This is a genomic window from Streptomyces sp. NPDC002911, from assembly GCF_053591835.1.
In genome coordinates, this window is sequence record NZ_JBSFUO010000004.1 from 326269 (window position 1) to 351867 (window position 25599).

The 25599-nt window shown below is 66.2% G+C and carries 32 protein-coding genes; 11 read left to right on the forward strand and 21 right to left on the reverse strand.

Annotated features, from left to right (window positions below):
- Positions 1–128: 128 nt before the first annotated feature.
- Positions 129–611 (reverse strand): CarD family transcriptional regulator, encoded by a 483-nt coding sequence (locus tag ACWD04_RS09365; RefSeq protein WP_006380568.1) that lies wholly within the window; start codon positions 609–611, stop codon positions 129–131.
- 660 nt (positions 612–1271) lie between these two features.
- Between ACWD04_RS09365 and ACWD04_RS09370 the strand changes: the two genes are divergently transcribed.
- Positions 1272–1907 (forward strand): DUF461 domain-containing protein, encoded by a 636-nt coding sequence (locus ACWD04_RS09370; RefSeq protein ID WP_451129772.1) that lies wholly within the window; start codon positions 1272–1274, stop codon positions 1905–1907.
- A 56-nt stretch (positions 1908–1963) separates the two neighbouring features.
- Here the strand turns inward: ACWD04_RS09370 and ACWD04_RS09375 are convergent, their stop codons facing one another.
- Both ACWD04_RS09375 and ACWD04_RS09380 read right to left on the reverse strand, forming a co-directional pair.
- Positions 1964–2644 carry a response regulator transcription factor gene (locus ACWD04_RS09375; RefSeq protein WP_014047499.1) on the reverse strand — a complete coding sequence of 227 codons (681 nt, stop codon included), beginning with the start codon at positions 2642–2644 and terminating at the stop codon, positions 1964–1966.
- On the reverse strand, positions 2641–3909 hold the full coding sequence (locus ACWD04_RS09380) for a sensor histidine kinase (RefSeq protein WP_451129774.1): 1269 nt from the start codon (positions 3907–3909) through the stop codon (positions 2641–2643). Before ACWD04_RS09380 ends, ACWD04_RS09375 begins: the two co-directional genes overlap by 4 nt.
- Before the next feature lie 258 nt (positions 3910–4167).
- On the opposite strand from ACWD04_RS09380, the gene phoU reads away from it, so the two are divergent.
- The 3 genes from phoU to ACWD04_RS09395 all read left to right on the forward strand — a co-directional run bounded on the left by phoU (position 4168) and on the right by ACWD04_RS09395 (position 6232).
- Complete coding sequence (gene phoU, locus ACWD04_RS09385; protein ID WP_033248220.1) at positions 4168–4845, forward strand: phosphate signaling complex protein PhoU; 678 nt, start codon at positions 4168–4170, stop codon at positions 4843–4845.
- A 115-nt stretch (positions 4846–4960) separates the two neighbouring features.
- Positions 4961–5101 (forward strand): hypothetical protein, encoded by a 141-nt coding sequence (locus ACWD04_RS09390; RefSeq protein ID WP_451129776.1) that lies wholly within the window; start codon positions 4961–4963, stop codon positions 5099–5101.
- A 369-nt stretch (positions 5102–5470) separates the two neighbouring features.
- Positions 5471–6232 (forward strand): phosphoglyceromutase, encoded by a 762-nt coding sequence (locus ACWD04_RS09395; RefSeq protein WP_451129778.1) that lies wholly within the window; start codon positions 5471–5473, stop codon positions 6230–6232.
- A gap of 86 nt (positions 6233–6318) precedes the next feature.
- Here ACWD04_RS09395 and ACWD04_RS09400 read toward each other — a convergent pair whose 3' ends face one another.
- The 11 genes from ACWD04_RS09400 to ACWD04_RS09450 form a co-directional block, all read right to left on the reverse strand.
- Positions 6319–6486: a hypothetical protein gene (locus ACWD04_RS09400; protein ID WP_451129780.1), complete on the reverse strand. Its 168-nt coding sequence runs from the start codon at positions 6484–6486 to the stop codon at positions 6319–6321.
- A gap of 605 nt (positions 6487–7091) precedes the next feature.
- On the reverse strand, positions 7092–8312 hold the full coding sequence (locus tag ACWD04_RS09405; RefSeq protein ID WP_451129782.1) for a tyrosine-type recombinase/integrase: 1221 nt from the start codon (positions 8310–8312) through the stop codon (positions 7092–7094).
- Positions 8312–8512, reverse strand: coding sequence for a helix-turn-helix transcriptional regulator (locus ACWD04_RS09410; RefSeq protein WP_381759137.1), 201 nt, complete (start codon positions 8510–8512; stop codon positions 8312–8314). Before ACWD04_RS09410 ends, ACWD04_RS09405 begins: the two co-directional genes overlap by 1 nt.
- A 2-nt stretch (positions 8513–8514) precedes the next feature.
- Positions 8515–9888 carry a replication initiator protein RepSA gene (gene repSA, locus ACWD04_RS09415; protein WP_451129785.1) on the reverse strand — a complete coding sequence of 458 codons (1374 nt, stop codon included), beginning with the start codon at positions 9886–9888 and terminating at the stop codon, positions 8515–8517.
- Positions 9889–10016: 128 nt separating this feature from the next.
- Complete coding sequence (locus tag ACWD04_RS09420) at positions 10017–10325, reverse strand: SpdD-like protein (protein ID WP_451129787.1); 309 nt, start codon at positions 10323–10325, stop codon at positions 10017–10019.
- Between the two features lie 23 nt (positions 10326–10348).
- Positions 10349–10504, reverse strand: coding sequence for a hypothetical protein (locus tag ACWD04_RS09425; protein ID WP_014047489.1), 156 nt, complete (start codon positions 10502–10504; stop codon positions 10349–10351).
- Positions 10505–10515: 11 nt separating this feature from the next.
- Positions 10516–10707 (reverse strand): mobile element transfer protein, encoded by a 192-nt coding sequence (locus ACWD04_RS09430; RefSeq protein WP_329208681.1) that lies wholly within the window; start codon positions 10705–10707, stop codon positions 10516–10518.
- Positions 10708–10725: 18 nt separating this feature from the next.
- The gene (locus ACWD04_RS09435) at positions 10726–11391 is read right to left on the reverse strand and encodes a DUF2637 domain-containing protein (protein WP_383808442.1); all 666 of its coding nucleotides are present in this window, start codon (positions 11389–11391) and stop codon (positions 10726–10728) included.
- A 78-nt stretch (positions 11392–11469) separates the two neighbouring features.
- Positions 11470–12834, reverse strand: a complete 1365-nt coding sequence (locus ACWD04_RS09440; RefSeq protein WP_451129790.1) for an FtsK/SpoIIIE domain-containing protein — start codon at positions 12832–12834, stop codon at positions 11470–11472.
- Positions 12835–12836: 2 nt separating this feature from the next.
- Positions 12837–13193, reverse strand: coding sequence for an SCO3933 family regulatory protein (locus ACWD04_RS09445; protein WP_248585145.1), 357 nt, complete (start codon positions 13191–13193; stop codon positions 12837–12839).
- A 139-nt stretch (positions 13194–13332) separates the two neighbouring features.
- Positions 13333–14112, reverse strand: a complete 780-nt coding sequence (locus ACWD04_RS09450; protein ID WP_103511814.1) for a GntR family transcriptional regulator — start codon at positions 14110–14112, stop codon at positions 13333–13335.
- A gap of 18 nt (positions 14113–14130) precedes the next feature.
- Here ACWD04_RS09450 and ACWD04_RS09455 point away from each other — a divergent pair, with 18 nt between their 5' ends.
- The 3 genes from ACWD04_RS09455 (at position 14131) to ACWD04_RS09465 (ending at position 16795) form a co-directional block, all read left to right on the forward strand.
- Entirely contained in the window at positions 14131–14598 is a 468-nt protein-coding gene (locus tag ACWD04_RS09455; protein ID WP_450165063.1) for an NUDIX hydrolase, read from the forward strand.
- A 466-nt stretch (positions 14599–15064) separates the two neighbouring features.
- Positions 15065–15595, forward strand: a complete 531-nt coding sequence (locus ACWD04_RS09460; protein WP_451129793.1) for a hypothetical protein — start codon at positions 15065–15067, stop codon at positions 15593–15595.
- Positions 15596–15739: 144 nt separating this feature from the next.
- Complete coding sequence (locus ACWD04_RS09465; RefSeq protein WP_451130013.1) at positions 15740–16795, forward strand: YaaC family protein; 1056 nt, start codon at positions 15740–15742, stop codon at positions 16793–16795.
- A 246-nt stretch (positions 16796–17041) separates the two neighbouring features.
- On the opposite strand, the gene ACWD04_RS09470 is transcribed toward ACWD04_RS09465, so the two are convergent.
- Positions 17042–17935, reverse strand: a complete 894-nt coding sequence (locus tag ACWD04_RS09470; protein ID WP_451129795.1) for a Shedu anti-phage system protein SduA domain-containing protein — start codon at positions 17933–17935, stop codon at positions 17042–17044.
- 562 nt (positions 17936–18497) lie between these two features.
- Here ACWD04_RS09470 and ACWD04_RS09475 point away from each other — a divergent pair.
- On the forward strand, positions 18498–18758 hold the full coding sequence (locus ACWD04_RS09475) for a hypothetical protein (RefSeq protein ID WP_451129797.1): 261 nt from the start codon (positions 18498–18500) through the stop codon (positions 18756–18758).
- Positions 18759–18997: 239 nt separating this feature from the next.
- On the opposite strand, the gene ACWD04_RS09480 is transcribed toward ACWD04_RS09475, so the two are convergent.
- From ACWD04_RS09480 to ACWD04_RS09495, 4 genes are all read right to left on the reverse strand, one after another.
- Positions 18998–19300: a hypothetical protein gene (locus ACWD04_RS09480; RefSeq protein ID WP_451129798.1), complete on the reverse strand. Its 303-nt coding sequence runs from the start codon at positions 19298–19300 to the stop codon at positions 18998–19000.
- Positions 19297–20040, reverse strand: coding sequence for a GntR family transcriptional regulator (locus ACWD04_RS09485; RefSeq protein ID WP_451129800.1), 744 nt, complete (start codon positions 20038–20040; stop codon positions 19297–19299). Before ACWD04_RS09485 ends, ACWD04_RS09480 begins: the two co-directional genes overlap by 4 nt.
- Positions 20037–20261, reverse strand: a complete 225-nt coding sequence (locus ACWD04_RS09490) for a hypothetical protein (protein ID WP_451129802.1) — start codon at positions 20259–20261, stop codon at positions 20037–20039. The genes ACWD04_RS09485 and ACWD04_RS09490 overlap by 4 nt, the downstream gene beginning before the upstream one ends.
- A 523-nt stretch (positions 20262–20784) precedes the next feature.
- Positions 20785–21063, reverse strand: coding sequence for a hypothetical protein (locus ACWD04_RS09495; RefSeq protein ID WP_451129804.1), 279 nt, complete (start codon positions 21061–21063; stop codon positions 20785–20787).
- A 78-nt stretch (positions 21064–21141) separates the two neighbouring features.
- Here ACWD04_RS09495 and ACWD04_RS09500 point away from each other — a divergent pair, with 78 nt between their 5' ends.
- Positions 21142–21897, forward strand: a complete 756-nt coding sequence (locus tag ACWD04_RS09500) for a GntR family transcriptional regulator (protein WP_451129806.1) — start codon at positions 21142–21144, stop codon at positions 21895–21897.
- A 50-nt stretch (positions 21898–21947) separates the two neighbouring features.
- Here ACWD04_RS09500 and ACWD04_RS09505 read toward each other — a convergent pair whose 3' ends face one another.
- Complete coding sequence (locus ACWD04_RS09505; protein WP_451129808.1) at positions 21948–22127, reverse strand: hypothetical protein; 180 nt, start codon at positions 22125–22127, stop codon at positions 21948–21950.
- A gap of 389 nt (positions 22128–22516) precedes the next feature.
- On the opposite strand from ACWD04_RS09505, the gene ACWD04_RS09510 reads away from it, so the two are divergent.
- Together ACWD04_RS09510 and ACWD04_RS09515 are read left to right on the forward strand one after the other, a co-directional pair.
- Complete coding sequence (locus ACWD04_RS09510; protein WP_451129810.1) at positions 22517–24112, forward strand: AAA family ATPase; 1596 nt, start codon at positions 22517–22519, stop codon at positions 24110–24112.
- 17 nt (positions 24113–24129) lie between these two features.
- Positions 24130–25143 carry an HNH endonuclease gene (locus ACWD04_RS09515; RefSeq protein WP_451129812.1) on the forward strand — a complete coding sequence of 338 codons (1014 nt, stop codon included), beginning with the start codon at positions 24130–24132 and terminating at the stop codon, positions 25141–25143.
- Here ACWD04_RS09515 and ACWD04_RS09520 read toward each other — a convergent pair.
- Positions 25089–25541: a DUF6009 family protein gene (locus ACWD04_RS09520; protein WP_451129814.1), complete on the reverse strand. Its 453-nt coding sequence runs from the start codon at positions 25539–25541 to the stop codon at positions 25089–25091. The genes ACWD04_RS09515 and ACWD04_RS09520 overlap by 55 nt on opposite strands.
- Positions 25542–25599: the final 58 nt, after the last annotated feature.

Here is a 25599-nt window from a genome sequence, read left to right on the forward strand (position 1 = left end):
GCAGCGCCCGACGACCCACCGTGAAGACGGCTGGTCAGCGGGCACCGCGGCACATTTACTCGACGTCGGCGTCAGTTCACCGGCGCCATCCGGTCACCGATGTCGCCCGGCCACCGGTGTCGTCCGGTTCAGGACGCGAGGACCTCGTCGAGCAGGGCCTCGGCCTTGTCCTCGTTCGTGTTCTCCGCGAGAGCGAGCTCGCTCACCAGGATCTGCCGGGCCTTGGCGAGCATGCGCTTCTCGCCGGCGGAGAGCCCACGCTCGCGCTCGCGACGCCACAGGTCACGCACCACTTCGGCGACCTTGATGACATCGCCGGAGGCGAGCTTCTCGAGATTTGCCTTGTAGCGTCGGGACCAGTTCGTCGGCTCTTCGGCGTACGGCGCGCGCAGCACCTCGAAGACCCGGTCCAGCCCTTCCTGCCCGACCACGTCACGCACACCGACGAACTCCGCATTGTCCGCCGGCACACGAACCGTCAGATCGCCCTGGGCGACCTTGAGCACCAAGTAGGTCTTGTCCACGCCTTTGATCTGGCGAGTTTCGATAGCCTCGATCAGCGCGGCCCCGTGATGGGGATAGACCACGGTGTCGCCAACCTTGAACGTCATGTGACAGGTACCCCTTCCGTGGCTATCCAGAGTAACACGAGAACGGCTTCTCCTGAATGGCGTTTTCGCAGGTCAGGGCATATCTCAGGGCTTGACAACTGCGACAGGAACGTGCTGCGGGAGCCTTCCGGAAGGCGATATTCGCAGGTCGGAGCAGGCGTGCAGGCACGCCGAAACACACGCGTCACAGATGTCGGAAGACCTCAAGAAGGGGCCAAACATCCCGTTTTGTCGGATTCGGGATGGTGAACTTTCTGTACTCCGTTCGGACCTCGATCACCCGTACGGCTCTTAGCGTCGGTGGCCATTGAAATTGATCAACGGCGTGGAGCCGGGTGCATTATGCGCGGGAAATGCGCCACCGCCCGAAAATCGATCATCGGCCGGTCACCGCACTGATCACCCGCGCTTTGTGAACACCGTGCGAATCGATATGACCGGGAAGACGGCCGCGCCCCGGCCGGGACGTGTCCGCGCCACGGCCGGCGGTGCCGGTTCACAGGTCGGGCCGCCCGTGGGGCGGGTCGGGTGCGGGCCCGGGAGAGCGACTCGGTAACCTGAGGCCGCTGACACACTTGGGGCGGCTTGACGGCCGCTCGGGCCTTCCTGTCCGCAGAGTCCGAAGTCCGCAGTCCGAACGTTCAAGGAGTTGCCGCCGCCGTGAGCCGCAGCCTTCGACACGGCGCCCTCGCCGCCACTGCCCTCGTGTTCTCGATCGGCGCGCTGTCCGCGTGCGGTGCCGGCAACGACGCGCAGACGCTTCAGGTCAGGCCGGACAACGCAGCTACAGCTGTCGGCTCCATCAAGATCCAGAACCTGAACATCATCACCCAGCCCGAGCCGGACGCCGAGGGACCGGCGGTCATCGCCGCGACCCTGTTCAACGACGGCACGAAGCGGGAGACCGTCGAGAAGATCACTCTGCCGGGCACCGACGCCGCGGTGAAGTTGCAGGCCGCCGAGGGCAAGGGACCGCTCGTGGTCCCGGCCGGTGGAAGGGTCGTCATCGGCGGGAAGAACAACGCCTCGGCCGTGATCGAGAACGGCCGCCAGGCCGGGCGCGACGGAAACGTCCAGACCGTCACCTTCGCGTTCAGCGAGACGGGTGACGTCGAGCTCGGCGCCGCCATCGTCCCGGCGACCGGCTCCTACAAGGATTTCGGCCCGGCCGCACCGCAGTCGGCGGAGCCCACGCCCACGGACTCCGCTTCCGGCGCGCCGGGTGAGTCCGAGAGCCCTTCGGGCACGCCGGACGACTCGGCCGCGCCAACGGACGACGCGGCCGCCGATCACTGATCGCGCGCGTGGGGTGTCTCCGGCGGAGACACCCCACGCAGCCCGCAGCCCTCGGTTTACGGCTCGAACTTGTACCCCAGGCCCCGCACCGTCACGAGGTAACGCGGCGCCCCGGGGTCGGGCTCGATCTTGGCGCGGAGCCGCTTGACGTGGACGTCCAGGGTCTTGGTGTCGCCCACGTAGTCCGCGCCCCAGACACGGTCGATCAGCTGCATGCGCGTCAGTACGCGTCCCGCGTTACGCAGGAGCATCTCGAGCAGGTCGAACTCCTTGAGCGGGAGGTCGACCTTGCCGCCGGAGACCGTGACGACGTGACGGTCCACGTCCATCCGGACCGGGCCGGCCTCCAGGGCAGCGGGGGTGACCTCCTCCGGCTCTCCGCGGCGGCGCAGGACCGCGCGGATGCGGGCCACCAGCTCCCGCGAGGAGAAGGGCTTGGTCACATAGTCGTCAGCTCCTATTTCCAGGCCTACGACCTTGTCGATCTCGCTGTCCTTGGCGGTGACCATGATCACCGGGACGTTGGACCGGACACGCAGCTGCCGGCAGACCTCCGTACCGGGCAGGCCCGGCAGCATCAGGTCGAGCAGCACGAGATCGGCGCCATTGCGCTCGAACTCGTCGAGGCCGTCCGGGCCGGTGGCCGCGATCGCCACCTCGAAGCCTTCCTTGCGGAGCATGTAGGACAGGGCGTCGCTGAAGGATTCCTCATCCTCGACGACAAGCACTCGGGTCACGGAAGGGCCTCCGGGGCAGGAAATGGTTCATAGGAATCGGTCTCGTACGGCCCGTCGTCGTCAACAGCACCGTTGACGACGAGTGGTCCGCCGGTGGTACGACCCCGTACGACGCCCGACTCGGGCAGTCGCAGGGTGAACGTGGAGCCCTGTCCCTCCGAGCTCCATACGGTGACCTCCCCGCCGTGCGAGGCGGCCACATGCTTGACGATGGCGAGGCCGAGACCGGTGCCACCGGTGGCCCGTGAGCGGGCCGGGTCGACGCGGTAGAACCGCTCGAAGACGCGCTCGCGGTCCTTCTCGGAGATGCCGATGCCCTGGTCGGTCACGGCTATCTCGATCAGATCCCCGCCGGGCGCGGCCATCTTCCGTGCGGCGATGCCGACGCGGGTGCGGGCGGGGCTGTAGTTGACGGCATTCTCCACCAGATTGCCGAGGGCTGCCGCGAGCTGGCTCCGGTTCCCCCAGACGAACAGGTCCGCGGTGCCGCCCGAGGCCATGGTGATCTGCTTCGAGCCTGCCTGCTGCCGGCACCGGTCGACGGCCTCGACGACCAGCTCCTCCACCCGTACGGGCTCGGCGTCCTCGAGCGGGTCGTCGTTCTGCACCCGGGAGAGGTCGATGAGCTCCTGTACGAGGTTGGTCAGCCGGGTCGCCTCGATCTCCATGCGCCCGGCGAACCGCTGCACCGCCTCAGGGTCGTCGGAGGCGTCCATGACGGCCTCGGAGAGCAGCGACAGTGCGCCCGTGGGGGTCTTCAGCTCATGGCTGACATTGGCGACGAAGTCGCGCCGCACCGCTTCTATGCGCCGGGCCTCCGTGAGGTCCTCGACCAGCAGCAGGACCAGCCGGGAGCCCAGCGGGGCGACCCTGGCCGAGACCGCGAGCGCCTCGCCCCGGCCCGTACCGCGACGCGGCAGGTCCAGCTCGACCTGCCGTATCTCACCGTCCCGGCGTGTGTCCCTGGCCATGTGGAGCATCGGATCGACCGCCAGGCGCCCGCCCCTGACCAGGCCCAGCGCATACGCCGCGGAGCTGGCCTTGACGACGCTGTCGCTCTCGTCGAGCACGACGGCTGACGAGCTGAGCACGGACAGGACCGTGTCCACCCCTGGGGGCAGCGCGGCATTGCCGTCCGGGCGCAGGGACGTACGCGTGGGCCGCTTCTGCTCTCGTTCGCTCCAGCGGAACGCCAGCATGGCGATCACACCGGTACACAGCCCGGCGATCGCGGCAGCTGCGGCGACCGCCGCGTTCACGTCCATGCTTCAAGGTTATGCGGGCGCGCCGACACTCTCCCAGCCATCCGGGTGCCATCTCGAACACTCGTCGCCCAGAGTTCACCGAGGGGATAGTGGTGGTTCATTTAGGCGGCCGGAACCCGACGCGTTGGCCCCGCACCGTGGCAGCGTGGGGGGTCGGACCCAAGACCCCGGCCGCAGTATGCCCGACCGGCAGTCGAGAGGGCGGGCGACGCCGCCCCCCGACTGCCGGTCGGTCCAAGGATCTGGAGAGGGACTTCCATGCGCGACGCCTATCACGAGGAACTCGATTCGATCGGCGAGGGACTGGTCGAGATGGCCCGGCTCGTCGGCTCAGCGATCGGACGGGCCACGACGTCCATGCTCGACGCCGATCTCAAGCTCGCCGAGAGCGTGATCGCCGCGGACCAGAAGGTCGACGACCTACAGCACGACCTGGAGGCCCGCGCCATCGCGCTGCTGGCCCGCCAGCAGCCGGTGGCCACCGATCTGCGGATCGTGGTCACCTCGCTGCGGATGAGCGCCGACCTGGAGCGCTCGGGCGACCTCGCCCAGCACGTCGCCAAGCTGGCGCGGCTGCGCTTCCCCCAGTCGGCGGTGCCGCACGACCTGCACGCCACCATCCTGGAGATGGGGCAGCTCGCCCAGCGGCTCATGGCGAAGGCCGCCGAGGTGATCATCACGAAGGACGTCGACCTCGCGCTCCAGCTGGAGCAGGACGACGACGAGATGGACCTGCTGCACCGCACGCTGTTCCAGCACCTGATGGACGACCGCTGGAAGCACGGCATCGAGACGGCCGTCGACGTGACGCTGCTCGGCCGCTACTACGAGCGCTTCGCCGACCACGCCGTGTCGGTCGCCAAGCGTGTCGTCTACCTGGTCACGGGTGAGCACGCGGACGAGATCCAGGCGGCGGCGCCGGTGGAGGGAGCGTAGGGGCGCAACGGTCACGGCGGCCGTACTTCCGTTCCAGCACTCGTGCGCCGTTGCTGCGCCCTCAGGGCTGGGCATGCAAGAGGGGCGAGCCTGTCTTACGCCCTGAGGAGGGACCATGGCCGATTCCCCCATGACCGAACCCCAGCAGGAGACCCCGCCCGAAGTGGTGCATCTGCCCCTGCTGGGGGCCTGCGGCTGCGGCTCGGGCTGTGGGTGCGGCTGCCAGTCCGGCGCGCCGTGCCAGTGCGGTGGCTGAGTCCGCGTAGGGCTGCTCAGGGCCAGTACCCGGGGTGCGTCCCGCGGCGGACGCGCGTCCGCCGCGGGACGCCACGGCCGCGCGCCCCTCGGACCGCCGGCTCTGCCTCCGCCGACCCGGCGGGCGTGGGGACGTGGCGGGCATGGGGGACGTGGCGGGTGCGGCCGGGTCCGGGAGGGTGCCGCCTTCCTGAGACCGGGGCAGGCATAGAGCCGCCCCGAGGACGTGCGCGTACGAATGGGGCGTGAGTGACGTCGCCCGTCAATCGTCGGACCCGGGCGCCTACCCCGTCCTCGCCCCGTCCTCGCCCCGGGTCCGCCCTTCGGCCGGGCGCACAGAGGCCGCACGGCTTCGATTACGCTCGAGCCCATGGCCGACGCACCGTACAAGCTGATTCTCCTCCGCCACGGCGAGAGCGAATGGAACGCGAAGAACCTGTTCACCGGTTGGGTGGACGTGGACCTCACCGACAAGGGCGAGAAGGAGGCGGTCCGCGGCGGTGAGCTGCTCAAGGACGCCGGCCTGCTCCCCGACGTCGTACACACCTCCCTCCAGAAGCGCGCGATCCGCACCGCCCAGCTCGGGCTGGAAGCCGCTGACCGTCACTGGATCCCCGTGCACCGCTCCTGGCGGCTGAACGAGCGCCACTACGGCGCCCTCCAGGGCAAGGACAAGGCGCAGACCCTCGCCGAGTTCGGCGAGGAGCAGTTCATGCTCTGGCGCCGTTCGTACGACACCCCGCCGCCCGCGCTCGAGGACGGCACCGAGTTCTCGCAGAGCGCCGACCCGCGCTACGCGACGATCCCGTCGGAGCTGCGCCCGCGCACGGAGTGCCTCAAGGACGTCGTCATCCGCATGCTGCCGTACTGGTACGACGGCATCGTCCCGGACCTCCTCGACGGCAAGACCGTCCTGGTCGCCGCCCACGGCAACAGCCTGCGTGGTCTGGTGAAGCACCTGGACGGCGTCTCCGACGACGCCATCTCGGGCCTCAACATCCCGACCGGCATCCCGCTCGCCTACGAGCTGGACGCCGACTTCCGCCCCCTGAAGCCGGGCGGCACCTACCTCGACCCGGACGCGGCGAAGGCCGCGATCGAGGCCGTGAAGAACCAGGGCAAGAAGAAGTAAGCAGAGCTGAACTAGCCCCCCACCTGCTGGTTTTCCGCTTGGTGGGGGGCTTTTTGGTGCGCTGGGCCGTCTGTGGGCCGTCGCGGTCAGATGCTGCGGAGCCCCACTCGTACCGAAACCAGGAAGGCAAGCGGGAGGACAGCGACAGGTTCGGCGCCGACCCACACGGCAAGCGTCGCGCCACCGAGGCCAATGAGGACCAGAGGCAGCTCACGGGGGATGAGGTCGATACGCAGTCCGCGTCGTGGCACCATGGGCTTCTCCGTAGGGCGCATTACTTCTCCTATCGCACTGGCGAATAAGTGTGCCGACGGAGCGAGGGGCTGCTCATGCCAGTGAGCGGCCCCTCTTGTTCTCTCGACGGCTTAGTGGACTTTAGCGGCCTAATGGGAGACCTCACAAATCCGCACCTAAAACATCGAAGTCGCCGTATGCTCCCAGCTTTGCAACGACACAGCGAGTACCGTGACGAGGGGCTCCTCGGGGCACCCGAGTCAACGCCACCTACTGAAACAGTAGGTGGCCCCGCCGGACGGGAAGCAGGCCGCCCAACCAGTATCCACCGCGACCACCAAGCCAGCCAAGAGGCCTGGTGACGGGCCTGCAGAAGGCGAGTGGGGCTGTGAAAAACGTTGCGGGGCGACGAACATTCACGTGTGGTGATTCCAAATACCAGCTTCCGCAATGCTGCGAGTGAGGAACATTCACGTGTGGTGATTCCAAATACCAGCTTCCGCAATGCTGCGAGTGAGGAACATTCACGTGTGGTGATTCCAAATACCAGCTTCCGTAATGCTGCGGGGCGGCACTTCCGAAACCGGGCAACGGACGGAACGTTTCTGCGACGATGCACCGCCCCTCAGGCGAACACAGCAGCAATCGCCTTGCGGGTGCGCTCCTGACTCGATGGCATCAGGTGCGCGTACACGCGCAACGTCAAGCCGGGGTCCGAGTGCCCGAGGTACTCGGCCAACGCCTTGACGTTCTCCCCGGCGTCCAGCAGCACTGACGCGTAGAAGTGCCTCATGGCGTGCATCCCGTTCTCGCGTGACTCGGTGTGCGTAGCTCCAGCCTCCGGGACCGGGATGACGCCGGCCGAGGCGAGAGCCGGCTTCCACGCCTCCTCGTTCAGCGAGGTGCGCCAGACATGACCACCGCGTGGACCCGTGAAGATGAGCCGCTTGGTCACCAGCGGTCCGCCCGCGACCTTCCACGGCAACGTGATCTTGACTGGCGGGAACTGCTTCATGTGGGCCCGAAGTGCCTCAGCGACCGGGCCGGGGAGCGGTACGTCCCGGAGCTTGCCGCCCTTGGGCGGGGCGAAGACCGGCTTACTGCGGCTCAGCTTGAGCTGCTGGACAACGTGCAACGTGTCCGACGGGAAGTCGATCGCGTCCACCGCGATGCCCAGGATCTCGCCTTGGCGTAGGCCGCAGCCGCCGCCCAGGTCGACCATCGCCTGATACCGCTCCGGCATGCCCGCGCGCACAGCGAAGAGCCGTTCCGTCGTCCAAGGCGTGACGCGCTTCGTGTCCACGGTCGGCGGCCGTACCGAACGGGCAGCGCAAGGGTTCCGTGGAAGGTGCCCGTCGTCCACGGCCGCGCTGAGAGCCGCCCGTACGTTGGAGTAGATCGTCCGGGCATACGAGCCACGGACCCCGTTCGCTTGAAGCTGCTGCACCCAGTCGCGGATGTGCGCCGGCTGGAACGAACCGAGCGGACGCGTGCCGAGGTACGGGAACGCGTGCAGCCGGAGCTGCGACTCCATCGAGGCTTGCGTGTTGGGGTCCGCCCCTTGTGTGGACACCCAGCCCTCCGCGTACTGCTGGAACGTGGTCCGGGCGGCGCGAGGATCGATGTACTGTCCCCGCGCCATGTCCGCTTCGGTGTGGGCAAGCCACTGATCAGCGAGCCGCTTCTGTCGGTCCGGAAAGCTCTTGGACTTCTCCGTGCCGTCCGGACCGACGTAGCGCGCGCGGTAGCGGGACCCCACTCCGTAGCGATCCGACTTCACCTTGCGTGGCTTACCGTCAGGGCCGGTCACGGTCACGAACCAGCGGTCCTGAATGTGTCCGGCCATCAGGCAGCCGCCTCGCTCCGGCGGGAGTCGACCCAGGCCCGTACGTCGTCGGGGTCGAAGCGGAGGTGCCGGCCGACACGGAAGCCGCGGGGGCCGGTCCGCTTCCGGCGCCACTGGTAGACCGTCTCGACGCTGGGCAGCTCGAACATCTCGACCAGGTCGTCAGGCGTCAGGTAGCGGCTCGGCAGAGGATGCGCCATGGTCACCACTCCCCCTCATCGACCAGCTCCGCCATGACTTCACGGGCGGTCTCGCGGTTGAGCTGGAGACCACGAGCGATGGTCGCGGCGAGGACGGATTCGCCGGGCGAGTGGCCGTGACCGGCGTACTGCCAGTCGGCCAGAACGAGCACGGTGTCCGGGGCGCGGTCCTCCAGGCCAAGGGACTGTCGTTCCTGCGCGGCGCGGAAGTCGGCGCGGGCCTGGCGGAGCTCGCCGAGGGTGGTCGAGTAGCGGCGGGATTTCGAGGAGAAGTGCCCCCGGAACCCGAGCATGTGCGCCCAGGCCCACAGCCGACGTTCGGGATAGAGCGGATCGAGGAGATGACACGCGGCGATGAGGCGGCGGGCGTGGTCGGGGACGCCGTGGCGATCGAGTTCGGAGAGTTCACCGATGCGGCGGTCCAGAGTGCCTGTGTTCTCCGCTGCCTTGGTGGCGTACTTCGCGACGTAGGACGCCACGGCCTGTTCGGTGATGTCGGAGCCGTCGCCGAAGGCGGTGACTGGGCGGACGTCGAGTTGTGTGCCCCAGCGGAAGGTACGAGCGGGCTGGTCGTCGACGGCGGGAGCGGACACCGAGGTGTAGTTGTGCCGAGCAGCTGCGTGGATTGCGTCGGTGAGCAGGTCAACGGTGGCCCAGGACGGAGAAGGAGTGCCAGGCCCGTCGGGTCCGTCGATCCGCATCACGGCGTGGAAGTGGATCGCCCCGCGCTTCTGGAACTCCGCGACCTTGCCGTACGAGAGTCGGGCCGACTCCTTCAGTTCCGCCTGCGTGAGTCCGGCGCGGGCAGCGATCTCCCGTCGGAGGCGTGTGGTGAACCGCATCCAGAGGTCGCCCGCGTGGTTGGTGAACAGGACCGATCCGGCGTAGTCGTACGTCTCGGGATCCAGCGCGGTGCCTAGTTCGGGTGCGTCCGCGGAGTGCCGGCCACCGCAGCGGCAGGTGCCATGGTCGGGACGGTTGTGAACGGGGCCGAAGGACGGAGCGGTGAGGGTGGCGAAGACGCGGGGGTGATCCCGCACGGTGGCGGGGACGTCGCGGCGGTCGTCTCCGGCCAGGCCCGCGCGGATCAGATGGAAGGTGTCTCCGGCGTACGTCCAGGCGCAAGAGGGGCAGCGGGAAGCGCGGCGGTTGCCGCAGGCGAGGCGGAGACGTCCGCCGGGTTCCGTCTCGGTCGAGTAGTGGTGAAGGGTCTCGCCGGTGGTCTTGTCCTTAGTGAGGGTCCATCCGGTCAGGTGGATCGGGTTGGAGCAGCCACCGGTACGGCGGATCTGGTCCTCCCAGCGGCGGAACTCGGGGGCAGAGGCCACCCTCAACAGATCGCCGAGGGTGAGCCGGTCGAGCAGCGACTCAGGCACGTGCACTCCCCCGGCGGCGGGCGGTGCGGTCGGTCATGATGGTGCTTCCTTCCGGATCTGTGGTTCGGGCAGGAGCACGGCTTCCGGGCGGCGGATGCTTGGCGGTATCGAGGCCGCCCGGAAGCCGGTCAGCGGTGGTTCTGCGACGCCACGAGAGAGCGGACGACCAACGCGCTGATGGCGAGCGACGCGGCGGTGACGGCGGCCGCGAGGAGCATGGAGACCAGGACCGCGCCGACGACCAGGACCACGGCCGTGCCGCCACCGATGACGGCGACGACGGCACCCGGCGTGAGCTGAACCGTGGGACGGGCAGGAGCCGCGATGACCGGCACTGGGGTCGGGGTCTCGTGGCGCACGGCGGGGACGTCGCTCCGGGCGGTGCCCGTAACGACTCTTGTAGGCAGCGGGTTGGTGGGGATCCTCGGGCGGAACATGACGGTTCTCCCTTCAGTCGGGGTTACTTGACGGCGGTGTCGATCACGGGTGTCAGGAGGCTGTCGGCGAGGAGGTAGCCGCCGAGCAGCAGCACGAGCACGAGCCACCAGGGCGGGCGAATCAGCTTCACGCCGAGCCAGCCGACGGCGATCAGGGCGAGCCAGAGCGGTACGTCCATGGCGGTCTCCTTCAGCGGACCTTGCATCGGTGGGTGCGGGCGGCGAGCTGGGCGGCGGACCGGCTGGTGAAGTCGGACGACCAGCCGCAGCGATCGGCGGTGCACACGGCGGCGTGTTGGGTGCGGCCGTGCCGGTCGCGGTGGGTTCCGATCTGCACAGGTCCGATCCGCATCACGGAGTGGAAGTGGTCGCGGGCGGGCATGGTGGATCTCCTCTCGGTTCAGGCGAGCTGGGCGGCGATGGCAGCGGCGAGTTGGGGAGGGACTCCGAGACGGGCGCGGAGTGTGTCGGTGTCGATCGGTGAACCGGTACGGGTGCGGTGGTCGTCGGCGACCTTCCGGGCGTGGTCGACGAGCGCGGCCGGCACGGGCGGAGATGTGTCGGCGGGAGGCAGGACTGGAGACTCCTCAGCGGCGGGAATCGGCGCTGGTGCCAGCTCCGGGGCCTGTTCCTCGGTGACGAGCTCCGGCGCCGGAGGGTCAGCCGCAGGCGCCGGCGGAACGGGCATCCGGTCCTCAACCGGAGGCGCGGTGTGGGCGAGGAGCGTCCCGCCGAGGAAGGCGAGCGCGGGCCATCCGGCGATGCCGAAGCGCAACCAGGCCGGAGGGTGCGCGAGATCGAGGAATCCGGCGGTGGCGACGTTGGCACCGAGCGAAGCGACGAGCGCGATCAGGAACCAGCACCAGGCGAGCCGGGACGGACCGTCCTTTCGCAGCCGACGCCAGGCAGCGACCAGGAGCAAATCAACGCTGATCGGGTACGCCCATGCCTTCCAGCCGTCCTGGCCCGCGGCGGCGGCGAGGTCGTGGAGATGGGCGAAGGACAGCGCACCAGCGATGACGGCTTGGATCAGTACGGCATCCACGCGGACGGAGGGACGGGCCATCGCGGACTCCTCCTTTTGGCATGGGGCGGGTAGGGACTTGGCGCGGGGGATGGTCGCGCCGACCGGTGTGCGGAGAGGTCAGGCGGTGGCGGGCGCGGCTTCGGCAAGCGGTGCGGTGGCAGAGGCCAGGGGTGTGACGGCGGGCCGGAAGGCCGCGAGGGCGGGCACATCCGGAGTGCGGTCGGCGTGCCGGTTACAGATGTTCACGGCTTGGCGCAGAGAGGTGTGGGGAGCTCGGATGCGGGTCCATCCACCGGTCGAGTCACCCGAGACCGCGATGCCGGGGACGTCGGTGGGAATCTGGATTGCGGCGAGTACGGCGTCCGGAGCGATGTCTCCGAAGGCCATGTTGGCGCTGGACTCGTCGTTGACGCGGTGGGCGGTGCGACCGGTGAGTTGGGCACGGAGCATCGTGATGCCCTTGCCGAGTTCGGATCCGAAGCGCTGGCCGCAGATCTCCAGGTAGATCCCCGCGGCACGACCGAGTTGGGCGAGGCGTACCAGAGCAGTGACGATCCGGTCGCGGCGCTTCTCCTCGTCCTTTGTGGCGAACAGCGCCAGCTCAGCGACCTCGTCGACCAGGACCACGACCGGAGTCGGACGTATGTCGGTCGGCAGGTCCCAGATATCGGCGGCTATGTCGGCGTCCGGAACGTCGACGGTGATGCGCTGAGCGGAGCGGATGAGCTGGTAGACGTCCTCCATGTGCTGCACGAGGACTTCGAGGAGTTCGAGCGCGGTGTCCGGGTTGTCGGCGAGGGCGGAGAAGCGCCGAGCCAGGGGGAAGAGCTCGACTCCTTGTTTGCAGTCGATCCCGACGAGCGCGACGTCGTGCGCCGCGAGGCCGGCGACCAGGTTGCGCTGGTAGACAGACTTTCCCGACTCGGTCGCGCCGAGCGTCAGCCCGTGAGGCACAGTCCGGTAGTCGCGGTAGTGGACGGCCCCGTCCTCGCGCAGCGCGACAGGGATACGCATCGGCGCGGGGTCGGTTTCTGCGGGCATCTGCACCCGCTGGAGGACGTCGTATCCCGTCATCCGTAACTCCACAATTCCCGAGCGGAGTTCGCGGGAGGTGACTCCGTACATCCCGAAGGAGTGCCGGAGGCGGTCGGTGGCCGAGGCAACGTCGAAGGCATCCTGACCGGGACGGAGCTTGATCCGCAGGAGCAGCCCGGTACGAGTAGGCCGGAGTCGAAGAATGCGCGGGGCCCTCGACTCGGAAACAGGGCGGTTCGTCATCCGGGCGAGGGAGAGACGCCAACGCGCGGGCGGAACGGTGAGTCCGCAGGCGTCCATGACCGAGGCGTATCGGACAGCTACTCGCAACGCGGCAAGGGTGACCCCGAAGGTCATCCAGTACCAGGCGGGACGCCGCCACCGCAGGATCAGTGCGGTGACGACGACCAGCAGCAGCAGCAGCAGCGAGACCAGGCACCCGGTCATGATCAGGCCGCCTTGGGCTTCTCGGCAGCAACAACGAGCGAGGTGACCGCCACCGCGCGGAAGGCGATGCCGTGGCGCTTCTGCCCGTTGAACTCGTTCTCCCACGGCCGAGCGATCAGTCCGGTGACGGCGACAGGCGTGCCCATCATCAGCTCACCGGAGATGCCAGGCTCAGGGACGGTGACCGAAAGGATCTCCACCTCCTCGTTCGCCGCGAACATCACGTCCACGGTCATGAGCTTCGCGCCGCTCTCGACGTCCACCGCGATCTCGCCGGTCCGGCGGTCCTTGACCTTGATCTGCGGGGGCTTGGCGACCATCACGGACGCGGCGGAGGTGTCGACGGGGATCGTACGCACAGAAGATCACTCCTATAGATGTCTTCGACTCAGCCACTCATGTACATGAGTGGCATAAAGAAGAGTGCATCACTCCTATACATGAGTCAACCCGCCGAGACGAAGAAGTCGCGGCGGGCCGTGGGGAGTTGAGAGCGCGTCAGTCGGAGGCGGGGATCCGGTAGCTGAAAACAAACTGGTCAGCGGCCATGAGCGTGTCGCACACCTCTACAACACGATCCTCCGTCGTCCTTGCCTCACGGATCAGATGAACCACTGAAGCGCCGGGACTCAGGGCCAGTTCGGAGGCTTCAGCCTTGGTGGCCAGCCGGGCTTGCAGCGTCTCGACGAACTCGGCGAACTCATGCCCATGATCTTCGAGGCGGGCATAGATGCCACCACCGCCGGGGTTCTTCGCGAACAGCTCGGGGATGTCCTTCGCAACGTCCCACGGGAGGTACGACGTGGCCGTCTCCACTGGGGTCTCGTTGCGGAAGTAGAGGCGACGCCTGGCGAGCACCTGAGTGCCGGCCGGGACGCCGAGCCGCTCCGCGATGTCGTTCGGAGCGTCCGTCGGACCGATATAGAGAACACTGACGCCCGCTTTGGCGCCGGACTGTTCCGACTCGGCGAGGTACGCAGCCTTGCCGCCCTGCCGATGGGAGCGCTTGAAGCGGTCCGAGGAGCGGTGCCGTACCGGGGGCCGCGCCTTCACCATGGACCCCTTGCCCTGGCGGGTCTCCACGAGGTCACTCGCGCGGACCTCCACCATGGCCTTGCGGATGGTGCCGCCCGAGACGCCGTAGCGCTCCACGAGCTCCGATTCGCTGGGCACCATGTCACCGGGCTTGAGGATTCCGGCGCGGATCTGCTGAACGATCTCCTCGGCGATCTGCACGTACCGAGGTACGGACTTCCCACCTCCTACTGCTGTTTCCATAGTCCTTCTCTTCCTCCTATGCTCCTGTACATGAGTAACAGTGCGCAGGAAGGCACGTCAACGCCGCTCCACTCCGTGTCCGTAGCCGGAGTGGTCGTGCGCGAGGACGGACGACTCCTGGCCATCCGCCGTGCCGACAACGGCACTTGGGAGCTCCCCGGCGGTGTGCTCGAACTCGACGAAACCCCGGAGGCGGGCGTACAGCGCGAGGTCCTGGAGGAGACGGGCATCCACGTCGAGGTGGACGAGCTCACCGGGGTCTACAAGAACACCACGCGAGGCATCGTCGCCCTGGTCTTCCGATGCAAGCCCGCCGGCGGAAGCGAGCGAACATCCAGCGAATCGACCGCGGTCGGCTGGCTCACGCCGGACGAGGTCACCGAGTGGATGTCCGAGGTCTACGCGGTCCGGTTGCTGGATGCCCTCGACGGGAACGGGCCCCACGTGCGAAGCCACGACGGCAAGCGCCTGACGCCAACGCGATAGAACTTTCCCTACTTCATCAAGACCCGCGCACGGCGCGGGCGCGCGCCGCCTCAGCGGCGCGGCCTGCCTCTGTCTTCGCCCCGGCTGGCCGCGCCAGGCGGCGCGCTACGTGCTGCGGGCGGAAGCGAGAGATCATTCGGCTGCTTCAAGACGATGCCTCCGGCGGGGGCGCTCAGACTCCGGGATGGGAGGGGCGCCGTTCGCGAGTGCCGGCGGATTCGTGGTGAGCGTTGCGGGCTCCCATCCCGACCACCTTCGACCCAGGCAGAGCCGAGCAGCCGCGGCCCAGGGCGTCAAGGTCGTTCGTACAGTGGCGCGCTCCACCTTGACGCCCTGAACCACGCCCGCTCCACGGTGTGTGGGTCGAAGGCGGACGGGATGGGAGGTGGGTTGAGGCGAGGGTGCGAGTGCCGCGAAACCGCAAACCTGCTCACCATTGTCAGTCCCAGTCCGTACCCTCTCGGCCATGAGCAATTGGATCGCAGGATGTGCGGCATTCGTCAGCCTCGTTGCGCTCTACTTCAGCTACGCGCAGTTCATGCTGAACAGGCGCATCCAGCGGGAAGCAAGCCAGCCCTACGTCGTGCCAGACATCCAGCCGCGTGCTGGAGGCTCAGGGATTCTGGTCTTCACCCTGGAGAACGTTGGCGCCACTGTGGCCCGCAACGTTGAGATCAAGGTTGACCCGCCGTTTCAAGGTGGGGAGAGGGATGGGTGGGACGAGAAGCTGAGGGTTGCGTTGAGTAGGAAGTTGTCACACTTGCCACCTGGACGCCGGCTGGAGTGGTACTTCACCTTTGGCCCCCGCTTCTATGCGCTCACCGACTTGCCGCGCCAGTACACCATCAAGGTGAGGGCCACTGGCCCGTCTGGGCCCGTTGAGGAAATGTCATACCTAATCGATCTAGATCTCATGCAGGAGACGGCTCTAGAGCGCGAAACTGTGATCGCCAAACTTGGCGAGATCGCGAAGCACCTGTCCAAGCGGGCACGGTAGAAGCCGCTCGCGCTTCGAGGGCCGTTTCCGCGGCGTACGGCGTCAACCGCAAACGACAGCTAGCAATAGATCAACTACGCGCTCTGGGCCTCAATGCACAGGTCACGGGCGCTAGACCGTACTCGTATCCATTTGGGGTTGGACATGGTTCGCAGGCCGTATCCCACTTACGGTGATCAGACGTACCCCGCGACAGCGGCAGTATGGAGGGCCTTACGAGAGCTCCGCTCGAAGCCGCCAGGGTACGCAGGCACAGGAACGCGTCAGAAGCTGTTCAGCGCAGCACTGGAGCAGTCGGAGCAACTCTTCACCGCAGCAGCCTCGGTTGGACCGGCTTCCAGGCCCCTCGTGCTCTTCTACGGGCTGAGCCAGGCAGGCAGGGCGATCGCAGCATGCGCGCCCGTCCCTGCCGACAATTACCGCCTAAACGGCCATGGAATCACCGCAGCTCAGATGGACCAGCCGGACTTGGGCTCGGTCACCATCAAAGACAAGGGCGCAGCCGGCACTCAGTCGTTCACTCAAATTGCGGCGATGCTCGGATCGCGATCATTGCCTGACGAAGCCCGTCTCGCGGACGTATGGGCGTCACTTTTGGAAGTGAGTCTATGGCCCCTGCAGACTGCAAGCCGCCCGCAGCTCACAGTCAGTAGAGAGACTCATCCGGTTGAGACGACCACCTTGCAGGCGACGGTGTCCGGCTTGCCCGGAAACCTTCAAGAGCACGCGAACCCGCAGGATCGTGAGCAAGGCGTACGTGCGTGGCTCGCCGACTATCCGTCGCTGATGGGGTACCGCTTCCAGTCGACTGGCGCCATCCCTGATAGCGGGCCGGCTAGCTGGGATTCGATACAAGGCACGATCGGCTGCCGACTGGTGTGGGACGTGGTAGGCGGAGAGGAAGCAGCCAAGCGTAGGTTCGGAGACATCGCTCCGTGGAAGGGACGCAGCCTCTCAGGCTCCACCCGAGTGATCCACGCGCGATTCGGCGGTGACGATCGCGTGATGCACCCTCTGTTGGCCTATTGGGCGGTGCTCTACGCGCTATCGATGCTTGCTCGCTATCAGCCAGGCCAGTGGACTGCACAGATTGACGTGAACCGCAGCAAGGATGCTGTAGCGATCGAGTACCTTTTGGACAGCGCCCTCGCTGCGGTGCCTGAGTTGATCCTCGCCGCGATTGACGAGGTGACGACCTAGTTTCGAGCTCCCGGATAGTGGCTGACGCTGAGTGTCTAACTGCGTGAACGCCGACGGACTAGTGCGGACGCCTGTGAACCATCAGCGCAGGTGAGAGATGCAACAGCCCAAGACAGACGCTCAATGCAAGTTGCTTCGGGACGAAGCGGCCGTGGGTTCAGGCCCGCCACCCCAACCGCGCGGGCGGCATGCAGCTCAACCTAGCTGTGGCAGGCGGGACCATCCTGCTGACTATGCATCACCGAGCTACTCTCGTCCGAGCGAGAACATGTGATTCTCGGGAGCCAGCGCAATCTTGCGCCAGTAGTCCCAGCGTTTCAGCATGTATGCCTTGCGTTCCGTGCTCGCGAGCTCAACTTCAGAGATAGCTTGCGACGGATCGCTCACGACTCCGCCCAGCTCCATGATGTGGGCACCGGTGGAGAAGGTGGGCGGGATGGAGTGCAGAGACCACTCGTAGGCATTATTGGTGATAGTTGCGTAGTCTCCAGCCTCGCGCTCGGGTTTCAGCTGATCATAGGTGAAGAAGTGCTCGTCCCTGCGGGCCATATGGTCGCGCTTTAGGCGCAGGTAGTCCGGATTCTCATGCTTGGAGGATCCGGCCTTGAACTCAGAATTCCTGCCAAAGATTAGGACGAATTGTGGTTCTACTGGGCGATTCGAATATCGAGGCGCATACGTCTTTGCGAAGATCAGACGATTTTCAGGAGAGTTAAACCAAACTTTCCACTCGGTGAGCTGGTCGATTGCCTGGGTGAGTTCCGCCGTTGGTGTTCTGTCCTTGTTGAACCAAGACTTTCCGGGGCTCTCAATCTCTATACAAATAGGCCGAATTGCCCCAGTGTCTCGCCTCACCCACATGAAGTCGGGAACGCGCTTCGGTCCGAGACCTTGCAATGGAGGCTGCCTGATCACTGCCTCAAAAGATGGGCCGTGATGTCCCCCCTGGCCAATTCTGTCAGTCGCTCCAGGGAGAAGGCAGGGGTGAAGCTCCAAAAACTCCTGCATCTGGCGCTCGTGGGGGTTTGATCCCAGCAGCGTCTTCCACTTGGGTAGCAGCCAGCCCTCGTATTGCTCCCAGGTGGGAGCTTGCGGACGGTCAGGGTTCTCATCGGTTACTGCCTGAGGCACTGTGAGCATGAGGACATTCTGAATGGTTGCGGGTGGTTCTGTGGGTAATATCAAGGAAATCGGTAGCCCTGCCGCTGAACCTGGACTGGAACGGCCACAATGCGTTCCATGGCTGCCTCTAGGGCCTGAGGGTCGAAGCCCGTCAGCGGGCACGGCAGTTGGCCATCAGGGCGTAGGGCACCAGGTTGACATCAACTGCTGCGAACGATGGCGCACCTTGGTGACAGCAGCCGGATCGACGAGCTACCACCGAGCCTCGTTTCGGCATGCCGTTCCGTAGGGTGATCGAACTTACAAGGCAGGTGTCGGCGTGCCAGATCCGTGCCAGATCGAGCGGTCAGCCACGGTCAACTGGGGCGCGCGGCGGTGTAGTGCTGTGTTGACAGGCCCAGCGCCTCAGATGGCGGGTGACCATCGAGTACGTCTCGGCGCCCGGCGCCCGGCTTACAAAGCAGTCGTCCTTGGCAGACCGCTGACGCAACAAGTTGGTTGTTCCACCTACGACTAGTAGGCCCGGATGGTTGGATGCGTGCTCCAGGCAGGTGCCGCACCTGCGGGGGAGGGGAGCATCATGAGTACGCCCAAGGTGCTGACAGTCACGCTTGAGTTCGAGATGGGCGATCGAAAGATCCATGCTCCACGAGTCAAGGCGGCCTACGAGGCCGCGGTGAGTGCCGCGATCGTTGCCGCGAAGAATGAGCTGCTCGACGGCAGCGTGAACACCGTCCGAAGCCGCATGACTTGGGACTATCGATGGGCTGAGACGTCCGCCCAGTACACAGATGTCGATGTTGAGTGGTCCGATGAGGATGACGAAGAGCCCGAAGAGTGAGGCAGCCTTCCGGTCGCGCTTAGCGACTGACATCCCCGCCTGACATCAAAGGTGATGGATAACCCCGGTTGCTATCGGGCGTGAGAGTCCTGGGTGAGGCTGCCCGGCTGCACGCGCTCGCGGCACATAGTCGGGCTGGCATAGCGCAACGAGGAGGAGAGCCCCGGTTCTTTGCCAGGGTTCTCCTCCCGGTGTAGTGGGGAGTCTGTCTTAGCCGCCACCGTTCCGCCGCTACTTCCTCAGGTTCGGTAGGGCTCGCTCTTCGCCGGGAGATGGCCGCGGCTGATCGCAACGCGCAGCACGTCCCTCAGGGCGCCAGTGAGGTCGTGGCCCAGGCGGCGCAGATCGTTCAGGTTCGTGTCCCTGTCGTCGAGTGCCCCCAAGGCGTCTGCCAGCAGATCAGCCGCCGTGCGGAGCTGGACTGCTTCGATGTTGTCCGCCAGGCGGGACATGTAGCCGTCCGGGTCGTCCGTGCTCAGGTAGCAGGGCTTGCCCTCCGGGCCCGACCACGGGAGAAGCCGCAGTTCGTTCGGTGCTGTCATCCGTGGGTCAGCCTCTCGTCGAGCACGTGGTGGGCGGTGAAAACGGCGTCGATGCGGTCTCCCGGGAAAGCAAGGAGTGCAGCTTCGGTAACGCGGCCGGTGGAGTCAGTGGCGATACGGGTGATCGCGAGGACTGCCGTGGTGGGTCCGATCCGGAGGGCCGAGGCTTCATCCGGAGTGGGGGATCGGGCGCAGACCGTTTCTCGGATGGTGGCCGGCGACGAGCCGAGGACGGCGAATCTCGTAGCTGCCTCCCTGTAAGCGGAATCGTCGTCAAGGACTCCGGCCGGGGCCAGGTCCCGCGGGATGTAGATGCGGGCCAGGCCGTGCGGTGTCCCTTGTTCGAGGCTGAGGCAGGTGTACTCCACGAGGCGACTGCCCGTTGGCAACTTCAACAACGTCGTCAGGTGCACGGAGGCCGGAACCGTGGTGTGGCGAACCGTGATGCGCAGCTTTGGCTCAGCTGCGGTCCAGGGGTCCAGCGTGCCCCAGCCGCCCACGTACATGACCTTGCGGCGGGGGCGACGCACGTAGTTGCCCTTGCCGTGGATCTTCTCGACGAGTCCTTCGCCCTGGAGCACGGCGAGAGCGCGTCGCAGGGTCACCGTGCTGACCCTGTACCGGGCGGCCAGGCTGGCTTCGGACGAGAGGCGTTCGCCAGGCTTGATGACGCCCGTCGTGATCTGGTGTCGTAGATCGTCGGCGATGTCGTGGTGACGGGAAGGCACGGAGCCGGTCACCGCCTTCTCAGCAGTCGCAGGGCAATGAGCCGGGTGCGCTTGTGTATGGCCAGCAGTTCGCCCGACTCGAAGACCAGTTGCTTGGCCCCCTGAGGAAGCTGGAAGAGATCTCTCACTCGGCAGGCTTGACCGCCAAGTTGAATGATGTCGCCGCGCTGCACGGTTGCCGCGGTGACCTCGACGGGGGAAACCAGCACACCGACGGGGGCTCGGTCCCTCACGCCGCTACCTCCACGGGCACAAACGAGTCGGGGGTCGAGTGGCACGGGCAGTCACACACCTCGTAGATCACCGGTACGTCGGCCGGCGCCAAAGACGGGGAGGGCTCGATGCAGGAGTGGTGCGTGCCGATCCAGCACGCGATCGAGCGGTACGGGACGGGAGCTGTGCCCGTGGGGTGCGGTTGTCGGCGAGGAGGCATCAATGGGCCCCTGCGAGGGCCGACCAGGCATCGGCCGGCATACGAGGCGCGACGACCACCGCTCGCGTCCGCACACGCGCTTCCCACGCCACCAGGTACGGACGGACAAGCGCGACGTCCTCACCCCTCAGCGGGTATCGGTGGACCGCGGCCGCAGAAGCCCGACCCAGGGCGACGGTCGAAGCGTCAGCGGGTGCGAGGACGGTGCGAGCGGCCAGCGGCCGGGAGGGCGTTAAGGGGCGGCGATGCCGGCCCTTCGAGAAGTACCGCTCTCTGGTGAGCGAGGCGGCACGGCGGATACGGTTGAGCATGCTGTTCAGCTCCTATCGCTGATAGCCCGGTCCCCCGACATCGCCCGTCGTGGGGACCGTTTTGCGTACAGCCGCCCATAAGGTGCGGCCGTTCAAACTGGTGGCCAGGAGTCCGAATCGATCGGCCTCAGCCACCACGTCCAGGACCTCCCGCCATGAATCGGCGGAGAGCGTTTCCGGTACTTCCGCCTCGACCGTCGTGAACCGCGTGTGCTCCTCCACGCGGGTGGGGAGCCCGATGGCGGACAGTCGGGCGGCGATGGCCGCCGCGGTTACTCCCGAAGCGGGCACAGGGCAGCCTCCGTCGCCAGCGATCACTTTCAGTGAAGCTAGTTAACTAGATTAGAGCTAGTGGACTAGATTTTCCATATGTCTGAGCAGCCGCCGTATCTCCGCATCGCCGACGAACTCCGGCGGCGCATCGCGGAGCACGTCTGGGAGCCGGGGGACCGCCTCCCCTCCCGCGCCCAGATCGGCCAGGAGTGCGGCGTGGGCGAGAACGTGGTGCGCCGGGCGCAGGAGCTGCTGATCTCCCAGGGCGTGCTGGAAGGCCGTGCCGGATCGGGTACGTACGTCGCCGAGACCCGGCAGCGAGTACGCGTCGTCCGGTCAACGGCGCGCGAGCAGCCCGGCGGAGCTCCGTTCCGCCAGGACATGAAGGCGCTCGGCAGACAGGGCGACTGGGAGAGCCGGACCGACGCGAAGGTGCCGGCCCCGGCGGAGATCGCGGCGCGGCTTGGGGTGGCCGAGGGCGAGCTGTGCGTGAAGACGACGTACGAGTTCCTGGCGGACGGCAGGCCGGTGCAGCTGTCGACGAGTTGGGAGCCCTACGACCTCACCGCCGGCACACTCGTCGTCCTCCCCGAGGGAGGGCCGCACGCCGGGGCAGGTGTCGTGAACCGCATGGCCACGATTGGAGTCACCGTCAGCCACGCGGTGGAGCAGCCCGAACCACGGCACGCGACCGCCGAGGAAGCATCGCTGCTCGGCATCCAGAAAGCCGCGCTCGTTACGCACATCCGGCGGACGTACTACAGCGACCAGGGCCGCCCCGTGGAAACTGCGGACATCGTGGTGCCCGCAGCGCACTGCGAGATCGTCTACGAAATCCCGATCAGCCACTGACGAGCCGGCCCCGGCAGGGGAAGCGCACGCAAGCCCGGCTTCATCACCCGTTACAGAGCATCTGCGTCAGGTCCATAGGCGAAGTTGGCGGCCTCGCCCTCACCGAACTCGTTGCGGTCGACCTCATCAACACCCGCAGCCATCTGGTGATTGCGCACCTCCTCGAAGCCGAAGGAGAAGCACATGACGCAGGGGCACAGGCACACAGCCGCGGATGTCGCGCCGGGCACAGTCACCCTGTGCGCGACGAGGGAGTTGTCTGGCGGGCTCCAGTGGGCGCACTTGCCCGTGCACCGGCAACTCTGCTCCGAGGAGGGCCTGCGGAAGGTCTTCCGTCGCGGTTCTGGCGCGCAGTGGGCGACCCGTCAGCGCCAGTCCAAGTCTTCGAAGGCGTGCAGTGGCCCGGGCCCGTGGTGGGCAGCAGCTTCTGGCGCCTTGAGGAGAACCAGTGGGCCCAGTACACACGTACAGAGAGCCCCGCAGGCGACCAACTGTCCTGAGTGCGGCACGACCGACTGAGGGCCGCACGCCTGCTTGCCGGTTGGTGCATACAGGCAGGGGTGGCTGCCGAGTGGATAGGGTTGCCTGTCGGAGTATTGCCGCAAGCCTGGAGGACCCTGTGCGGTTCATCGTTCAAACCGACCGACGCATTCCTTCTGACACCGGCCCCCGAGCGGCCATCCTCCTCCCTGACAATTGGGACGACTTTGGCTTCCGAACCAGCTACGACCTGTGGTTCCGCCATACCGATGGCACCAGGCCGATCGAGATTGGCCGTGTCAAGATCGCTATTCCCGAGCAGCAACCCGGCCCGAGTCCGCTGCCGCCTGGCGACTTCGCCGAAGGGCTGCCGGCTGGTCTCGGTGAATGGGTTTCACTCGGCCAGGACGGTGAGTACTACGAAAGGATCGCCGAGCTCGAGCAGCAGGGGCGAGAGATCCTCCGATCCTTGGGCGACATCACCGCACTGGAGAGCGCCCACCTCACTGAAAAGAAGCTGAACGCGCTGGCAAGGTCGAGTCCGGTCTTCGATATCTCCTTCATGCGGAACCTCTCTTCAAGAACACTTATCCATCAGTACCGACGCATCACCGCCGGAGGACCCAAGCACGCCGGGTACAAGTTCAGCTACCACTTTCCTGAGACGAACACCGAGATCTCGGCCCGCCCTCCGCTGGAGTTCGAAGTCCGTCCCAACTCCGTTCCCTCTAACAACATCCACGTACTCATCGGGCGTAACGGGGTCGGCAAGACCACGCTCCTGCGGTCCTTGGCCACAGCCGCGGTGCGTCCCTTCGACCTTCCCGAAACCGCTGGCAAGATCACCTACATCGAGGAAACCGGCTTCGCGAACGTCCTGCTCGTCACCTTTAGCGCGTTCGATCCCTTCGCCAGCATCACCGCGTCCCACACCAAGACCCGCTACATTCACATCGGGCTCACACACGTACCTGACGGCGAAACCTGCGACAGCGACCCCGCCAGTTTGAAGGGGAAGGAGGAACTGGTAGAAGAATTCCTCGATAGCCTCAAGTCAATCGCAACCTCTGGCCACTACGACCGGTGGTTTGATTCCCTACACACCCTTGCTAGCGATCCCCAGTTCGACGCCGCCATCTTCCTCGGCGGCAACCTCAGCGGTGATCGAATCAGCCCAAGGCTGATCGAAGGCGTCACGCACGAAGACGAGCCTGCCAACGTAGCAGGACGCTCCTGGCGCGAAATCTTCATGAACCTCAGTTCCGGACACGCCATCGTGCTGCTCACCCTGACTCGGCTTGTGGACCTTGTCGGGGAGCAGACGCTCGTGCTGTTCGACGAGCCCGAGGCGCATCTCCATCCCCCGCTGCTGTCTTCCTTCGTTCGTTCGCTGTCTGAACTACTGGCAGAGCGCAACGGGGTCGCCATCATCGCGACGCACTCGCCTGTCGTGCTTCAGGAGGTTCCGAAGTCCTGCGTCTACAAGATCAGCCGCCCTGGTGGACGCGCGCGGCGCCCCAAGATCGAGACCTACGGGGAGAACGTAGGGGTGCTCACACACGAGATCTTCGGTCTCGAGGTGATGAAGTCCGGATTTTATGCCGCAATTGAAAAGGCGGTCGCCCGGTTCGACACCTACGAGGACGTAATCGGTCACTTTGGCAATCAGTTGGGCGACGAAGCCAAGGGCCTGGTGCGCATCCTGTTCGCGGACAAGAGGGCGGATGTTAACTGATGTGGCCCTCAGATCCGGTGACACTCAGCGCCAGGGTCAGCTGGGAGATCTGCACCGGCGTGTCCCGCGACACGCAAAAGAATGACGGCCTGGGGACCAAGCTCCGCGCGGCCGCGACTATCGCAGAGAAGGCCGCCGAGACCTATCGGAACGCCGCCCTGTCACGCACCATGCATACCCTCAAGTCGCAGGACTTCCAAGTCGCAGGCATAACTGGCTCCACGGTGTCCGACATCGTCTATGACAGCGGCATGGTCAGCGGTGCCGGCCGCCAGATATACGACCAGGTCATGGACGGCCGTGACGAAGACCTTTGCCCGATGTGCCGACACACTGAGATTTCCGAGCTCGACCACGTCCTCCCCAAAAAGGCATTCCCTACCCTGTGCGTCGCCCCCGACAATCTCGTAGGGACCTGTGACTACTGCAACTCAAAGAAGAGCGACATCACCACCGATGTCGCCGGAAGGGTACTGCTGCATCCCAACTTTGAGAACGTATCTACTGAGCGCTGGCTGAAGGCCGAGGTGTCCGCCGGGAGCCCGGGGGTTCTTAGGTACTTCGTGGCCGCACCGCCTCACTGGGATGCCGTGTTCGCCGATCGTGTCCGCCACCAGTTTGGCTTCTTGAACCTGGCCACGCGCTACAGCAGCAAGGCCAACCAGACCCTCGGCGGGATGCGCCAGCACTTCACCAAGCAACTAGAGAAGAGCCACGAGGCTGGCCTGCAGATCTATCTGGAGGATCTGGCCTCAAGTCACCGTGCCGATGACCTCAACGGGTGGGCGGGCGTGGCGTACAGCGCGTGGGCCGCCGACGATGACTTCTGCCAAGGATCCTTCAACGCCGAATCTGGCCCCCGGGCCCAGGTGAACGATCACGGCATGGAGAATTTCAAGATCACATGGATGCAGGGTGGTCTCCGCCGTGAGTCCGTAGTCCGCTACAGCGCGAAGGCTGCCGGAGACTACGCCGGCTACAAGCGGGCCGAAGCGGGCGTTAGCGACGTCAGGATCGTCCGGGTGCGATAGCTTCCCACCCCTGGCTCATCGCGTCTCAGATCGCGCCTCGGCATGCGACCGCAGAAGAGACCACCACGCCGGGCGGTGGTCTCTCCTCGACCGCTTCTGCAGCCCTCCTCGTCGTGAGGCCCGCGGCGCCCACCCGATTGCCCGATCAGTCGAGCAGAGGACCGCCCCAGACTCCCGGCGCGACCCGTCCGCGGGTCGACGGCCTCGCGGGGCGCGGACGTCTTATACATACCGTCGGGCTGCTCAGATCGGTCGTAGTCCTTCACCCAGAACGCCCGACGGACGAATTTTCGTGTGTGTCCGCTCGGGGCATCCGACTTGAGCACGTAGTAGCCCACCCTGCTGCGATGGTCCTCAGGTGTGCGCGGTTGTCCGCCGCTGTCCGTCGGCGTTGTCACGCAGTTAATGCCACTACGTGCGGTGAACAGCGGTCAACGAGAGCCGCCGCCTGGCTAA

Excerpts from the sequence above, each read along its gene's own strand:
- ACWD04_RS09365 (WP_006380568.1), bottom strand. The coding sequence starts at position 611 with ATGACGTTCAAGGTTGGCGACACCGTGGTCTATCCCCATCACGGGGCC.
- ACWD04_RS09380 (WP_451129774.1), bottom strand. The coding sequence starts at position 3,909 with ATGGACGTGAACGCGGCGGTCGCCGCAGCTGCCGCGATCGCCGGGCTG.
- phoU (WP_033248220.1), top strand. The coding sequence starts at position 4,168 with ATGCGCGACGCCTATCACGAGGAACTCGATTCGATCGGCGAGGGACTG.
- ACWD04_RS09390 (WP_451129776.1), top strand. The coding sequence starts at position 4,961 with ATGGCCGATTCCCCCATGACCGAACCCCAGCAGGAGACCCCGCCCGAA.
- ACWD04_RS09395 (WP_451129778.1), top strand. The coding sequence starts at position 5,471 with ATGGCCGACGCACCGTACAAGCTGATTCTCCTCCGCCACGGCGAGAGC.
- ACWD04_RS09400 (WP_451129780.1), bottom strand. The coding sequence starts at position 6,486 with ATGGTGCCACGACGCGGACTGCGTATCGACCTCATCCCCCGTGAGCTG.
- ACWD04_RS09405 (WP_451129782.1), bottom strand. The coding sequence starts at position 8,312 with ATGGCCGGACACATTCAGGACCGCTGGTTCGTGACCGTGACCGGCCCT.
- ACWD04_RS09410 (WP_381759137.1), bottom strand. The coding sequence starts at position 8,512 with ATGGCGCATCCTCTGCCGAGCCGCTACCTGACGCCTGACGACCTGGTC.
- ACWD04_RS09420 (WP_451129787.1), bottom strand. The coding sequence starts at position 10,325 with ATGTTCCGCCCGAGGATCCCCACCAACCCGCTGCCTACAAGAGTCGTT.
- ACWD04_RS09425 (WP_014047489.1), bottom strand. The coding sequence starts at position 10,504 with ATGGACGTACCGCTCTGGCTCGCCCTGATCGCCGTCGGCTGGCTCGGC.
- ACWD04_RS09430 (WP_329208681.1), bottom strand. The coding sequence starts at position 10,707 with ATGCCCGCCCGCGACCACTTCCACTCCGTGATGCGGATCGGACCTGTG.
- ACWD04_RS09435 (WP_383808442.1), bottom strand. The coding sequence starts at position 11,391 with ATGGCCCGTCCCTCCGTCCGCGTGGATGCCGTACTGATCCAAGCCGTC.
- ACWD04_RS09440 (WP_451129790.1), bottom strand. The coding sequence starts at position 12,834 with ATGACCGGGTGCCTGGTCTCGCTGCTGCTGCTGCTGCTGGTCGTCGTC.
- ACWD04_RS09450 (WP_103511814.1), bottom strand. The coding sequence starts at position 14,112 with ATGGAAACAGCAGTAGGAGGTGGGAAGTCCGTACCTCGGTACGTGCAG.
- ACWD04_RS09455 (WP_450165063.1), top strand. The coding sequence starts at position 14,131 with ATGCTCCTGTACATGAGTAACAGTGCGCAGGAAGGCACGTCAACGCCG.
- ACWD04_RS09460 (WP_451129793.1), top strand. The coding sequence starts at position 15,065 with ATGAGCAATTGGATCGCAGGATGTGCGGCATTCGTCAGCCTCGTTGCG.
- ACWD04_RS09465 (WP_451130013.1), top strand. The coding sequence starts at position 15,740 with ATGGTTCGCAGGCCGTATCCCACTTACGGTGATCAGACGTACCCCGCG.
- ACWD04_RS09470 (WP_451129795.1), bottom strand. The coding sequence starts at position 17,935 with ATGCTCACAGTGCCTCAGGCAGTAACCGATGAGAACCCTGACCGTCCG.
- ACWD04_RS09475 (WP_451129797.1), top strand. The coding sequence starts at position 18,498 with ATGAGTACGCCCAAGGTGCTGACAGTCACGCTTGAGTTCGAGATGGGC.
- ACWD04_RS09480 (WP_451129798.1), bottom strand. The coding sequence starts at position 19,300 with ATGACAGCACCGAACGAACTGCGGCTTCTCCCGTGGTCGGGCCCGGAG.
- ACWD04_RS09500 (WP_451129806.1), top strand. The coding sequence starts at position 21,142 with ATGTCTGAGCAGCCGCCGTATCTCCGCATCGCCGACGAACTCCGGCGG.